At 67.4% G+C, this 12871-nt stretch carries 11 protein-coding genes, 1 pseudogene and 1 riboswitch; of the genes and pseudogenes, 3 read left to right on the forward strand and 9 right to left on the reverse strand.

Annotated features, from left to right (window positions below; genetic code table 11):
• Positions 1 to 35 precede the first annotated feature (35 nt).
• Positions 36 to 911, forward strand: coding sequence for an aminodeoxychorismate lyase (locus AC5RUF_RS13970; protein WP_494130979.1), 876 nt, complete (start codon positions 36 to 38; stop codon positions 909 to 911).
• Between the two features lie 3 nt (positions 912 to 914).
• Here AC5RUF_RS13970 and AC5RUF_RS13975 read toward each other — a convergent pair whose 3' ends face one another.
• Genes AC5RUF_RS13975 through AC5RUF_RS13985 form a run of 3 tightly spaced genes read right to left on the reverse strand, consistent with a single transcriptional unit; the run spans position 915 to position 4038 of the window.
• Positions 915 to 1691 carry an energy-coupling factor transporter transmembrane component T family protein gene (locus AC5RUF_RS13975; protein ID WP_494130986.1) on the reverse strand — a complete coding sequence of 259 codons (777 nt, stop codon included), beginning with the start codon at positions 1689 to 1691 and terminating at the stop codon, positions 915 to 917.
• Positions 1692 to 1747: 56 nt separating this feature from the next.
• Positions 1748 to 3412 carry an ABC transporter ATP-binding protein gene (locus AC5RUF_RS13980; RefSeq protein ID WP_494130980.1) on the reverse strand — a complete coding sequence of 555 codons (1665 nt, stop codon included), beginning with the start codon at positions 3410 to 3412 and terminating at the stop codon, positions 1748 to 1750.
• A 2-nt stretch (positions 3413 to 3414) separates the two neighbouring features.
• Positions 3415 to 4038 carry an ECF transporter S component gene (locus AC5RUF_RS13985; protein WP_494130981.1) on the reverse strand — a complete coding sequence of 208 codons (624 nt, stop codon included), beginning with the start codon at positions 4036 to 4038 and terminating at the stop codon, positions 3415 to 3417.
• Positions 4039 to 4132: 94 nt separating this feature from the next.
• Positions 4133 to 4266: riboswitch (TPP riboswitch) on the reverse strand.
• A gap of 126 nt (positions 4267 to 4392) precedes the next feature.
• On the opposite strand from AC5RUF_RS13985, the gene AC5RUF_RS13990 reads away from it, so the two are divergent.
• Complete coding sequence (locus tag AC5RUF_RS13990; RefSeq protein ID WP_493997493.1) at positions 4393 to 4656, forward strand: DUF4235 domain-containing protein; 264 nt, start codon at positions 4393 to 4395, stop codon at positions 4654 to 4656.
• 245 nt (positions 4657 to 4901) lie between these two features.
• Here the strand turns inward: AC5RUF_RS13990 and mnhG are convergent.
• The 6 genes and pseudogenes from mnhG to AC5RUF_RS14020 form a co-directional block, all read right to left on the reverse strand.
• Positions 4902 to 5243, reverse strand: a pseudogene (mnhG, locus tag AC5RUF_RS13995) (monovalent cation/H(+) antiporter subunit G); the annotation flags it as partial.
• Between the two features lie 4 nt (positions 5244 to 5247).
• Positions 5248 to 5508 (reverse strand): MrpF/PhaF family protein, encoded by a 261-nt coding sequence (locus AC5RUF_RS14000; RefSeq protein ID WP_493997492.1) that lies wholly within the window; start codon positions 5506 to 5508, stop codon positions 5248 to 5250.
• Positions 5505 to 6101, reverse strand: a complete 597-nt coding sequence (locus AC5RUF_RS14005; protein ID WP_494130982.1) for a Na+/H+ antiporter subunit E — start codon at positions 6099 to 6101, stop codon at positions 5505 to 5507. The genes AC5RUF_RS14000 and AC5RUF_RS14005 overlap by 4 nt, the downstream gene beginning before the upstream one ends.
• Complete coding sequence (locus AC5RUF_RS14010; RefSeq protein ID WP_493997490.1) at positions 6098 to 7711, reverse strand: Na+/H+ antiporter subunit D; 1614 nt, start codon at positions 7709 to 7711, stop codon at positions 6098 to 6100. The genes AC5RUF_RS14005 and AC5RUF_RS14010 overlap by 4 nt, the downstream gene beginning before the upstream one ends.
• Positions 7708 to 8196: a Na(+)/H(+) antiporter subunit C gene (locus AC5RUF_RS14015; protein ID WP_493997489.1), complete on the reverse strand. Its 489-nt coding sequence runs from the start codon at positions 8194 to 8196 to the stop codon at positions 7708 to 7710. Before AC5RUF_RS14015 ends, AC5RUF_RS14010 begins: the two co-directional genes overlap by 4 nt.
• Positions 8193 to 11249, reverse strand: a complete 3057-nt coding sequence (locus AC5RUF_RS14020; RefSeq protein ID WP_494130983.1) for a Na+/H+ antiporter subunit A — start codon at positions 11247 to 11249, stop codon at positions 8193 to 8195. Before AC5RUF_RS14020 ends, AC5RUF_RS14015 begins: the two co-directional genes overlap by 4 nt.
• A 198-nt stretch (positions 11250 to 11447) precedes the next feature.
• Between AC5RUF_RS14020 and AC5RUF_RS14025 the strand changes: the two genes are divergently transcribed.
• On the forward strand, positions 11448 to 12848 hold the full coding sequence (locus AC5RUF_RS14025; protein WP_494130984.1) for an MFS transporter: 1401 nt from the start codon (positions 11448 to 11450) through the stop codon (positions 12846 to 12848).
• Positions 12849 to 12871 lie beyond the last annotated feature (23 nt).

Here is a 12871-nt window from a genome sequence, read left to right on the forward strand (position 1 = left end):
GGACCTGAGGTGTTCCGCGCGGCTAGGCTGGTGCCATGACTGTTCTGGTTTTCCTGGATGCCGAGTACCCCGACGGCCGCCCCGCAGACCCCGGCCTGCCGCAGCTGCTCGTGTCCGACCTGGGCGTGACCCGCGGGGACGGGATTTTCGAGTCGCTGCTGGCCGTGGACGGCGTCCCGCGGAAACCGGACGCCCATCTGGACCGGCTGGCGTCCTCGGCGGAGCTTATGGGTTTGCGGATTCCGCCGCGGGAAGCGTGGGAGCGCGCCATTTCCACGGCCCTGGCCCTGCATGCGGGCGACGACGGCGGGGCCGGCCGCGCGGCCGTCAAGCTGGTGGCCACCCGCGGCGTCGAGGGGTCCGGCTCCCCCACCGCCTGGGTGCAGGCCTCCGCCGCCCCTGATGCATCGTCCCAGCGCACCAACGGCATCAAGGTATTGCTGCTGGACCGCGGTTACGACAGCCTGGCCGCCTCCCGCGCCCCCTGGCTGCTGCTGGGAGCCAAGACCCTTTCCTACGCCGTAAACATGGCTGCCCTGCGCTACGCCCGTGAGCACGGTGCAGACGATGCGATTTTCACTTCCTCCGACGGGAAGGTGCTCGAAGGTCCCACCTCCACTGTGGTGCTGGCCCGCGAACACAACGGTGTCCGCACCCTGCTCACACCGGAGCGGAAGAGCGGCATCCTGGCCGGGACCACCCAGGATGCCCTCTTCAAGGCCGCCGAAGCCGCCGGCTGGGAACTGGGCTACGGGCCGCTGGTGCCGGAGGATCTCTTCGCGGCCGACGGCGTGTGGCTGGCCTCCAGCATCCGGCTGCTGGTGCCGGTGCGTTCCATCGACGGACGCGAACTGCCCTTCTCGGAAACCCTCAACACCGAGCTGTCCCGGCTGGCCGAAGCAGCGCTCTGACCGTCAGGTCAGGATGAAGTTGAACGTTCCCGCCGCCACCGCGGCGGCCACGGCGGCAGCCGACACGGCAACCCCTGCGGCCAGCACCATGGCGTCGGTCCGGCTGAACACGGAGGTCCGCGCCCAGGTCCGTTCCTCGGCACCGAATCCGCGCGCTTCCATGGCCACCGCCAGCCGGGTGGCCCGCCGGATGGCCTGCACCAGCAACGCCAGGGACTGCCCGGCGAACCCCTTCAGCCGTGCCAGTCCCCCGGCGTCGGGCCCGGCCCCGCGGGCGTGCCGCGCCAACCCGATGGTCTGCCACTCCTGGACCAGCAGCCCGACCAGGCGCATGGCCGCCAGGGCACCCAGGACAAACCGATGCGGCAGCCGCAGCTTCTGCGCCAGCGCGTCGGCCAGGTCCGTGGGATCGGTGCTGGCCAGCAGATAGATCCCCGGCAGTGCGATGGCCAGGCCGCGCAGCCCGATGGCGATGCCGGCTGCCACCGAACCGGAAGTCAGCACCAGCGGCCCCGCTTCCAGCAGCACGGTTCCGGTTTTCTCCGCCAGCAGCGCGGTACCCCACGCCCCAATCAGCGCTGCCACCAGCAGCGGCCAGATCCGCCGCAGCAGGGTGCCGGGCCGGATGTGCAGCAGCGGCAGCAGGAGGACTTCCAGGGACAGCACGACGGCGGCACTGACCCAATCCACGGTCACCAGTACTGCCAGCGTCAGCAGGGCGGCAGATGCCAGCTTGGACAGCGGATTGGCACGGGCCAGGAAAGTCGTCCGCAGCGGGATGGCCCCGCTTGCGCCGGCGTCCGGAGCGCCGGCCCCCTGCGCCGGTAGGACCGCGCTCACGGGCGGACCTCAGCAACCGGACGCCCGGCTTGCCGATCTGGCGGCGGGCCAGTCTGCCCACCGGCTTGCGCGTCTGGCTGCGGGCCGGGTTCCGCGGCCCCGACCGTCTCGCTGACGGCCCCGTCTGCCACCCGCAGGGTGCGGGAGGACAATGCCCGGACAAAGTCCGCGTCATGGGTCACGGACACCACACAGCGTCCCTCGGCCAGCTGCCCGCGCAGCAGCGCCACCAGTTCCGCCCACGTCCGGGCATCCTGTCCGAACGTGGGCTCATCCAGCAACAGGATGGCGGGCGCTGTGGCCAGCATGGTCGCCACGGACAAGCGGCGTTTCTCGCCGCCGGACAGGGTGAACGGATTGACCCCGAGCAGCGCGTCCAGGCGCAGCCTTTCGGCCAGTTCCTGCACCCGGGCCCGCACCTGGTCTTCTGTGTCCCGGCCGAGACGCCGGGGGCCGAAGGCCAGTTCATCCAGCACCGTGTTGGTCAGGAACTGGTGTTCGGGTTCCTGGAACACGGTGCCGATCCGGTCCACCAGCTGAGCCGAACTCCACCGGAACGGGTCCGCGGCGGCTTTGCCGGCCAAGGCCGGCTCCGCTGCAACCGTCCCTTCCCGGGGCCGGAGCAGTCCGCCCAGTGTCAGGGCGAGCGTGGACTTGCCGGCACCATTGGGACCGGTAATGCCGACGGCGGTCCCGGCGTCCAGGTCCAGGTCCGCGCCGTGAACGACGGCGGGACCGCGGGCGGTGCGGGCGGCAGCCAGTCCGCGGGCCTGGAGCAGGCGCGGACCGGCGGCGGCAGGGGTCCACGGACCGCCCGGAATGTCGGGGCGGGTGCCCGGCAGCCACACACCGGCTTCGGCCAGTGCCCGGCGGCGCCCGGCATTTCCCAGCACCTCCGCCGGTGTGCCGTCGGCAAGGACTCCGCCACCGGCGGCGAGGACCACCACCCGGTCCACTATTCCGGCCCACACCTCCACCCGGTGTTCCACCACAACCATGGTGGCGCCGGTCCGGTCCAGGACCCGGCTCACCGCGTCACGGATCTCCGTGACGCCTTCCGGGTCCAGGTTGGCGGTGGGCTCGTCGAGCAGCAGGAGTCCCGGTTCCATGGCCATCACCGATGCCAGGGCCAGGCGCTGCTTTTGACCGCCCGAAAGCGCGGCCGTTGAGCGGTCCAGCGGCAGGTTGAGGCCCACGTCGGCCAGCGCCCGGCGCACCCGTGGCCAGATCTCGCCGGCCGGGACCGCGAGATTCTCCGCGCCGAAAGCCACCTCGTCGCCCACCCGGGAGAGAACGGTCTGGGCGTCGGGGTCCTGCAGGACCAGTCCGGTCCGCCCGCGCACCGAGCGGTCCGCCGGATGCAGGTTGTCCACCCTGAGGGTGCCGTGTTCTTCCCCGCCCGTATCCGGGCCAAGCACTCCGGCCAGGGCGTGCAGGAACGTGGATTTTCCCGCTCCGGACGCACCGAGGAGCAGGACGCGTTCACCGGGGGCCACCGCCAGGTCCAGTCCGGACACTGCCGGGCCGGACCTGCCGCCGTGCTGCCACCCCCAGCCCTGCGCTGTTACAGATGCGGGGCGGGAGTGGCTGTCGGGCAGGACCGGCGGGGCCGCGCCGGCACCAGGCGCCTGGTTCCTGACGCCCTTTTTGCGGAAAAGCATGGCTACGCCTTCCCGGTCCGCCCCGCCGCGAACGGTGCCAGGGCGCCGGTCCGGGCCAGTGCGCGCACTGCCAGCCAGGACAGTCCGCCGGCCAGCAGCGCGCCCGAGACGGCGGTGAGCAGAACATAAAGGAGCTTCCACTGCCCCGCCCACTCCACGTTGTAGAGAATGTTTTCGCTCAGCCCCAGGAACAGGCCGGACCCGAGTCCGGCCAGCAGAGCCACCGGGAGCGTGAAACGGCGGTACAGGAATACCAGGAACACCAGTTCGGCGCCCAGGCCCTGCAGGAAACCGGAGAGCAGCACGGAAAGTCCGAACTGGGTTCCCAGCACGCCGGAAACCGCCGCGGCCAGCATTTCGCAGTAAATCGCAGCGCCGGGCTTGCGGATGATCAACCCGCCCAGCACGCCGGCAATCAGCCAGCCGCCGGTGTACAGGCCGGCCAGCGGCGGAAACGCCGCGGTCAGCGCGCTGATCCCGGCATACCCCAGGGACCAGGCCCAGAAAATGATGCCGACGGCCACCGCCACAACGGAAGCGACAACTATGTCCACCACCCGCCACGTACGCACGGGGGCTGCCGGACGTGCTGCGGACGGCGCCGCAGCGGAATCGAACCTGTTCATGAAAATCCTCCTGAAAGCAGGAGGGGAGGGTCATAGCGCGCCGGCACAGGCCGGCACCGCGAAGTCCGGTGTTGGCCGGCCTCCGGGCTGGTATTTCCCTGAGCTCTCGACTCCCTTCGCCGGTACTAACCGGATCAGGTTCGAGGGTCTGCGGTGATCCGCACTCTCAGCGCCTTGCCCCCTGCTGCCCTAAGGCTGCCGTGGACGTGCGCTCCCCTGTCGTGTGTTTGCGGTTCCACTCTACACACGCCTTCGGCTTCTTCACAGGCACCCTGATCTGCGGCCGTACCGGGACCATGCGGCTGACAGCGGATACCGTAGGGTTAGGACAAACGCCCGAAGCTAGGAGTACTCATGAACCTGATCCTCAAACTGCTCGGAACCGGAGCGAGCATCCTGTCCGGCATCGTGGCCGCCAAGGTGCTGGATTTCGTCTGGACCAAGGCCACCGGCAACGAGCCGCCCAAGGACGCTGAAGGCAGCCTCGAAAACAGCCTGCGTTCGGCCGTCGCCTTCGCCGTGGTTTCCGGCGCCGTCAGCTCGGTGATCCGTGTCCTGACAAACCGTGGAACGCAGCGGGCCATCCAGCGGTACCAGAAGACCCCTGAGGTCGTCTAAGCGCCACAGTTTCCCAGCACCGCCCAGCCGGCGGTACACAGCACAGCGCCCGGCCCGGATTTCCGGGGCCGGGCGCTGTTGTTTAACCGCTGTGCCTATTCCTGCGGCTTGCGCTGGCGGGCGGCGAGCAGTTCGTCGTCGTCCAGCTCCCCGGTATAGGCAGCAGCTCCCGGATCGTCGTCCACCCGGGGATCGTCGTTGTCGTTTTCCATCTCCTCGGCCTCGGCATCCTGGAGCAGGCGCTGGGCCCGTTCCACGACGTCGTCCAGCTCGTCGATCACCAGCAGCTCCGGCCGCAGGTGCTTGGTCCGGTAGCCGGCCCGGCCCACCATGTGGGCAGAGACCGGTGCGGTCAGGAGCATAAAGAGCCATGCCACGGCCAGGATGGGCAGCAGTTTCCAGCTGCGGAAGGACACGGCCATGGCCAGCAGGAACAGCAGCAGGCCCAGTACCTGCGGCTTGGTCGCCGCGTGCATGCGGCTCAGGAGGTCCGGAAAGCGGATCAGGCCGATAGCTGCGGCCAGCGACATCAGGGCGCCGCCGATCATCAGCACTGCGGCTATGGCGTCGTATACGGTGTCTTCCATTGCCTTACCTCCTGTCCGTGACGAAGCGGGCCACGGTCACCGAGCCGAGGAACCCGATCAGTGAAATGGCCACCAGCAGGGCGAGGTAATCCAGGTTGCGGTAGACAATCATATCCGTCACCAGGGCGGCACCCACAATCGCGAGCAGGACATCCGTGGCAATGACCCGGTCCAGGATCGAGGGGCCGCGGGCAATCCGGTAAATGGCTCCGGCACCGGCCACGGCCAGCATCACGGATACGACCACTACAGCTACGCCCATCATGCGCCGCCTCCAATCTTCTGCTGCCGCGATTCGGCGCTCTCCGCCTGGAGCGCGGCCAGTTCTTCCTTGGTGCCCATGACGCGGATCAGCCAGGCCTCGGCGTTGAGCACATCGGTGCGGGTCTTTTCCGCCTGTGCGGCCGTGGCCACGTCCAGGGCGTGCAGGTACAGCGTGGACGTGGAACGGTCGACGTCGACAATGAGCGAGCCCGGAATCAGCGAAAGCACGTGGCCGGTAGCGGTCACCAACAGGTCGGAGCGGCTGCGCAGCTTCACGCCGATGACCCCGTTGCGGATCCGCGGGCCGCGGAACACGGCAAGCCAGAACACGTGGAAGCTGGCGAGCACCAGCTTGTACAGGAACCGCCCGGCGAAAAGCACGGCGTAGAAGACGTTGAACCGTCCGCTGAGTTCCACCGGCGGGAGGTAGAAGATATTCGCCACCACAAAGGCGATCACGGCCCCGAAGATCAGGTTTCCTGCGCTGAAGTCCTGCCAGAGTGCGCCCCACAGGACCACCAGCCAGATCAGCAGGGGCAGTTCCTGCAGCAGCGGGATACGGGACCGGTTGCGCATGCGTGCTTCCTTGGTCATCGCTGTGCCGCTCCTTCCCCGAGGACCGCTTCAATATAGGGAGTCCGGTCCAGCAGGTCCCGGGCCGCGTTGTCGCTGAGCGAGAACAGCGGACCGGCCAGGACCGTCAGTGCCACGCCCAGGGCCACCAGGCCCACCGTCGGATAAACCATGGTCCGGGGCAGCAGGTCCACCGATTCCCGTCCGGAGAACCGGCCGGTGGGATGCTCGTTGACGTTCTCGGAGCTGCGCAGGCTGGAACCGTCGGCGCTGGTGGCCAGGAGGATGGGATCCGGGTGGACGGCGTCCTCGGGAGTACGCCAGAACGCCCGGTTCCATACCCTGGCCATCACCAGCAGGGTCAGCAGGCTGGTGGCAACGCTGGCACCGACCAGCACGTAGGCCAGCGGGGTGCCCAAATCCACACCGGCCTGCATCAGGCCGAGTTTGCCCAGGAATCCCGAGAACGGCGGAATGCCGGCCAGGTTGATGGCGGGGATGAAGTACAGCACCGCCAGCAGCGGCGACAGCTTTGCCAGTCCGCCCAGCCGGTCCATGTTGGCCGTGCCGCCGCGCCGTTCAATCAGCCCGGTGACCAGGAACAGCGAGGTCTGCACGGTGATGTGGTGGACCACGTAGAACACCGCGGAGCCGATCCCCACCACGGAGGCGATGGCCAGGCCGAAGACCATAAAACCGATGTGGCTGACCAGGGTGAAGGAGAGCATACGTTTAATGTCCGTCTGCGCCAGGGCACCCAGGATGCCCACCAACATGGTCAGGCCGGCCACCACCATCAGCAGGGTGTTGATCCGGTCCCCGGGGAACAGCAGGGTTTCGGTCCGCACCATGGCGTATACGCCCACCTTGGTCAGCAGGCCGGCGAACACCGCCGTAACCGGAGCCGGGGCCGTGGGATAGGAGTCGGGCAGCCAGAAGGACAGCGGGAAGACGGCGGCCTTGATGCCGAACGCCACCAGCAGCATCAGGTGCAGCATCAGTTGGGTGGCCGGGTCCAGCTCGCCCAGCTTGAGGGCCAGGTCCGCCATGTTCACGGTGCCCGTGGCGGCATAGATCATGGCGATGGCGATCAGGAACAGTACCGAGGACACCACGCTGACCACCACGTAGGTGACGCCCGCCCGGATCCGCGGCGTGGTCCCGCCGAGGGTCATCAGCACATAGCTGGCCGTCAGCAGGATCTCGAAGCCGACGTAGAGGTTGAACAGGTCTCCGGCCAGGAAGGCGTTGGAGACGCCGGCCACCAGGATCAGGTAGGTCGGGTGGAAGATCGAAATCGGTCCGTCTTCGTCACCGTCGGCCATGCCCTGGCCGGCAGCGTAGATCAGCACCGAAAGGCTGATGGCGGAGGACACCACCAGCATCAGGGCGGAGAACTGGTCCACCACCATGGTGATGCCGAACGGCGGCAGCCAGCCGCCCAGATTCACCGCCACGGCACCGCTGTCCCAGACCGAGAGCAACAGGATCACTTCCAGCACCAGCGTCAGCGCAAGGATGCTGACGCTGACCACGCGCTGGGAGCGCTGGTGGCGGATCAGGATAAAGGCAAGGGCGGCACCGAAGACCGGCAGCACCACGGCCAGGGGTGCAAGGCTTGCAGTGTTCACCGGTTCACCTCCGGTTCCGTTCCGGTGCTGTTATGGCGTTGGGAGCCCGGAGCTTCTTCGGCTTCGGCGGGCGGGGTGAATTCCGTGGTGTCCTCCGGGACGTCGGCGTCGTCTTCAGCGTCAAAACTGCTCTGGCTGGCCACGCGGCGGTCTTCGATGTCGTCCTGGACCTCGTCCTGCCGGCCCAGGATCCATGACCGGTAGATGATGCCGAGCATAAAGGCGGTCACGGAGAAGGAAATGACAATGGAGGTGAGGATGAAGGCCTGCGGCAGCGGATCGTTGTAGGCATCTGCTGCCAGGTCCTTGTTGAAGATGGGCGCCAGTCCCGCCGGCCCGCCCGTGGCAAGCAGCAGCATGTTGGTGGCGTTGGTCAGCATGGCAAGGCCAAGCACCACCCGGGTCAGGCTGCGTTCAAGCAGCAGATAAATACCGCAGGCGTACAGGGCGCCCATCACGAGGAGAAGTGTCAGGTTTACCGTCACCGGGCCACCTCTTCCTCTTCCGGCCGGGTGCCGGCGCCAGTGCCGGCGTCGGCGTCCAGCTGCTGCTCAGTTCCGATGATTTGCGGTTCCTCCACAATGCTCTCGTCGTCGTCGTCCCTGTCGCCCTCGCTGCGTTCGTCGATTTCCGAACCCAGGCTGCGCAGGACGTCCAGGACCAGGCCAACCACCACCAGGTAGACCCCGATGTCGAAGATCGTGGAGGTGACGAACTTGATTTCCCCGAAAACCGGCCAGCTGAACTTGATGATGGCGCTCTGCAGGATCTGCCCGCCGAAGAACAGCGGCGCTGCCGCGGACAGCGCAATGAGGCCGAGACCGCCGCCCAGCAGGGTTCCGGCGCTGACCGGGCTGGCTTCCGCCAGCTCGAAGCGCCCGCCGGCCAGGTACCGGATGGTCAGCGCCAGTCCGGCCATCAGGCCGCCGGCGAACCCGCCGCCGGGGGCGTTGTGCCCGGCGATCAGCAGGTAGATGGAGAACAGGATGACGGAGTGGAACAGCAGCCTGGTGATCACTTCGAAGATGATGGAACGCCGCTCGGGAGCCAGCGTCCGGCCCGCCACCAGCCAGGCATCCCGGCCCACGCTGGAGAACTTCCGGGCCAGTGCCAGGGTCGCCTGCCGGCGGCCCGTGGAGGCAAACTGCTCCCGTCCGCGGTCCACCGAGCCGGTGGCCACGCCCTCCGCACGGCGCCGCTTGTCGCCGCGTCCGCGAACGAAGATCAGGGAGGCCAGGCCGGTGGCAGCGATGGCCAGCACGGTGATTTCACCGAAGGTGTCCCACGCGCGGATATCCACCAGGGTCACGTTCACGATGTTGGATCCGCCGCCGCCCTCGTAGGCCAGCTTCGGGAAGTCCAGGGAAATGGGGGTGGCCACGCGTGACGCCATTGCGGTCATGGCGAAGACCACCATGGAAGCGCCGAAGGCAATGCCCAGCAGCGCGCGGAGCAGGCGGTGTCGTTTCGGCTCGCGCTTCCACAGGCGGGCCGGCAGGGACCGGAGCGCCAGGACGAAGGCCACCAGCACAATGGTTTCCACCAGCATCTGCGTCAGCGCCAGGTCCGGGGCACCCTGCAGCGCGAAGATCAGGGCAATGCCGTAGCCGCTGACGGACACCATAAGCACGGCCAGGAAGCGCTTGCTTGCCCGTGCCGCGGCAACGGCGCCAAAAATGACTGCGGCTCCGATCACGGCCTGCAACGGGTTGTCATACCAGCGGAAACTGTCCGGCATGGGTGCGGACCGGATGATCAGCGCCGAGAACGGCGTGATGATCGCCATGATCAGGATGACGAACAGGTAGAACGTGAGCGAACCACGCTGCGTGCGGCCCGTCACCCAGACGGCGACGTCGTCGAGCACACCGATGGCTCCGCGGTAGGTGCGTTCGGAATCGATCGGCGAGGCGACGTCGCGCTGGAAGGATTCCATCTGCCGGCGCAGCAGGAACAGCGCGGTTCCGACCGCGAGGGTCAGGACGGTCAGTCCAAGTGCGGGGGTGAGCCCGTGCCAGAGCGCCAGGTGGGTCGGTTTGCCTTCCGACGGGAAAAGATCCGCGTAGGAGGCGATGGCCGAATCCAGCGGGGCCGGCCAGAGACCGAAGACCACCGTGGCCGCCGCGAGTACGGCGGGGGCTCCGAGGAAGGACCAGGACACCGCTTTGAACGGAGTGGACTTGCACTCGTCCTTGGTGGCGAACGCTCCCCAGATAAACCGGGCACTGTAGGCGAACGTCAGGATGGACCCGGCGACGATCCCGGCCAGGAGCAGCCACGCCGCGAACGTGCCTTGCTGCTCGCCGTAGTGCACGAACGTCTCATAAACGGATTCCTTGGCCACGTACCCCAGCAGCGGCGGCACGCCGGCCATGGACGCAGCACCGATCACGGCTACCACGGCCAGCTTCGGCGCGGCCCGGAAGATCCCGGACAGCTTGCGGATGTCGCGGGTGCCGGCCTGGTGGTCGATGATCCCGACCACCAGGAACAGGGTGGCCTTGAAGAAACCGTGGGCCAGGAGCAGGCCCATGCCGGCGACGGCGGCCTCCCGCGAACCCAGTCCCACCACCAGGGTGAGGAAACCGAGCTGGCTGACCGTGCCGTAGGCAAGGATCAGTTTGATGTCGTACTGGCGCAGGGCACGCCAGCCGCCCAGCAGCATGGTCGCCAGGCCCAGAACCAGCACAATCGGGTGCCAGAACGCCGTTTCCGCGAAGCCCGGTGCCAGCCGTGCCGTCAGGTAGATGCCGGCCTTCACCATCGCGGCCGCGTGCAGGTAGGCACTGACCGGCGTGGGCGCAGCCATGGCGGCCGGCAGCCAGAAGTGGAACGGGAACAGGGCCGACTTCGACACGGCGCCCACCAGCATCAGGGCGATGGCGACGTTGACCAGGGTGCCGGAGTCCACCAGTTCCGGGGCCTGCGCCATGATCTCGGAGATCCGGTACGTCTGCGCCGCGGAACCGAGCATGATCATGCCCACCAGCATGGCCAGGCCGCCGAACGTGGTGACGATCAGCGCCTGCAGCGCGGCGCGCCGGGCCGAAAGGCGGTGTGCCGCGTACCCGATGAGCAGGTAGGAGAGGATGGTGGTCAGTTCCCAGAAGATGAACAGCAGGATCAGGTCATCTGCCGTCACAAGTCCGAACATGGCGGCGGCAAAAGCCAGCAGCTGGGCACCGAACGTGCCCATCTTCGGGTCATTGGGCCGGAAATACCGGGCGCAATAGAAAAGGACCAGCGCACCCACGCCCAGGATCAGGATGGAAAGCACGGCGGAGAGCGTGTCCATCCGGAAGGCGAGTTCAACCCGCAGGTCGGGAATCCAGGGAATGGTTACGGACGGCGGAGCGTTGGGCGCTCCCGAGGCAATGGTCTGGTTGGCGCCGGTGTACTGCGGGAAAGTGGCCATCAGCCAGGCAAACGCAGCTGCCGGGAAGGCAGCGAGAAGGAAGAATGCCGACCGGCCAGCCTTCCGGAAAAATAAGGGCGCAACCAGTGCCACCGTAAACAAAACGGTGAACACAAACAGCACTATGATCTCCCGGACTCTGTTGTCATTGATTCAGCGCTACACGCAGTAAAGATCCGTGTAGTTGGCGGTCTAGTAATCGGTGGAGTTATCAAAGGGGGGGGCGGTCAAGGTCGTCTATACATTCTACCCATGGCATACACGCGCCCTCCTATTCGGCGTCCGCGCCACCGGGACTCGCCGCCGGGTGCGGAGCGCAGAATGCCGCTTTTGCCGCCCGCTGGCACTAGGCTCTGCGGCATGAGTCTCAGAACACACAAAGCGCACGGCAGCGCCGCGCCCGCTTCACAACCTGCACGCTGGAAGCAGGTGCTTGCCTGGGCGTCCTGGGACTGGGGATCCGCCTCATTCAATGCGGTGATGACCACCTTTGTATTCACGGTGTACCTGACCTCGTCCTCCTTCGGTGACACCGATGACAATTCGGCCGTCCTGGGCGCGGGCCTGGCCGTGGCCGGCGTCGCCGTGGCGGTCCTCGCCCCCATCACCGGGCAACGGTCCGACGCCGGCGGCCACCGGCGGAAATGGCTGACCATCAACACGCTGCTGGTGTGTGCCTTGATGGCGGCGTGCTGGTTTGTCTTCCCCTCCCCGCAGTTCCTGGTGCTGGGTGTTGCGCTGATTGCCGCCGCCAACCTGTTCTTTGAATTCGCCGGCGTGAACTACAACGCCATGCTTAGCCAGGTGTCCACGCCCGCCAGCGTGGGCAAGGTCAGTGGGCTGGGCTGGGCGGCCGGCTACGTGGGCGGCATTGCGGCGCTGGCACTGGTGCTGGTCGGCTTTGTCCAGCCCGAGGTCGGCTGGTTCGGCGTGACCAGCGAGGACGGCCTGAACCTGCGCTCGGTCGCTGTGTTCTCCGCCGTTTGGTTCCTGCTCTTCGCCCTGCCGCTGATGTTTGCCGTCCCGGAGGTTCCGCGGCAGGACGCCGTGGCCCGCCTGGGCATCATTGCCTCCTACAAACTGCTTTTCCAGCGCATCAAGGCGCTGTTCAAGAGCGACCGGCACACCATCTGGTTCCTGCTGGCGAGTGCCGTGTACCGCGACGGACTGGCAGCGGTGTTTACCTTCGGCGGAGTAATTGCGTCCGGAACCTTCGGCTGGGAACTCTCGCGGGTGATCATGTTCGCCATCTTCGGCAACGTGATTGCCGCTGTCGGCTCCGTGATCGGCGGCTTCCTTGATGATCGGGCCGGACCCAAGGCAGTGATCGTCGGGTCGCTGATCGGACTGATCCTGGCCGGCACCGCCGTGGTGGTGCTGGGTCCGGGCGAGCAGGACATGCTGGGGATGCAATGGAGCGGCGACACCACGTTCTGGGTGTTCGGGCTGCTGCTGTGCCTCTTTGTGGGACCGGCGCAGGCCGCGTCGCGGGCGTTCCTCGCACGGTTGGCCACTGAGGGCAAGGAGGGCGAACTCTTCGGCCTGTACGCCACCACGGGACGCGCGGTCAGCTTCCTGGCACCCACGCTGTTCTCGGCGTGCATCGTGATTTTCGGTGCCCAGCGGTACGGCATCATCGGCATCGTGGCCGTGCTGGCGGCCGGCCTGCTGGTCCTGCTTCCGGTCCGCTCCCCCGCTGCGCGCGAGGTGGCCCGGCCGTAGCCGGCCCCGCCACTGTCCGCCCC

The organism is Arthrobacter sp. Y3224198, from assembly GCF_059090025.1.

Bases quoted from the DNA above. Each gene is read 5' to 3' on its own strand.
- AC5RUF_RS13970 (WP_494130979.1), top strand. From the start codon at position 36: ATGACTGTTCTGGTTTTCCTGGATGCCGAGTACCCCGACGGCCGCCCC.
- AC5RUF_RS13980 (WP_494130980.1), bottom strand. From the start codon at position 3,412: ATGCTTTTCCGCAAAAAGGGCGTCAGGAACCAGGCGCCTGGTGCCGGC.
- AC5RUF_RS13985 (WP_494130981.1), bottom strand. From the start codon at position 4,038: ATGAACAGGTTCGATTCCGCTGCGGCGCCGTCCGCAGCACGTCCGGCA.
- AC5RUF_RS13990 (WP_493997493.1), top strand. From the start codon at position 4,393: ATGAACCTGATCCTCAAACTGCTCGGAACCGGAGCGAGCATCCTGTCC.
- AC5RUF_RS14000 (WP_493997492.1), bottom strand. From the start codon at position 5,508: ATGATGGGCGTAGCTGTAGTGGTCGTATCCGTGATGCTGGCCGTGGCC.
- AC5RUF_RS14005 (WP_494130982.1), bottom strand. From the start codon at position 6,101: ATGACCAAGGAAGCACGCATGCGCAACCGGTCCCGTATCCCGCTGCTG.
- AC5RUF_RS14025 (WP_494130984.1), top strand. From the start codon at position 11,448: ATGCCGCTTTTGCCGCCCGCTGGCACTAGGCTCTGCGGCATGAGTCTC.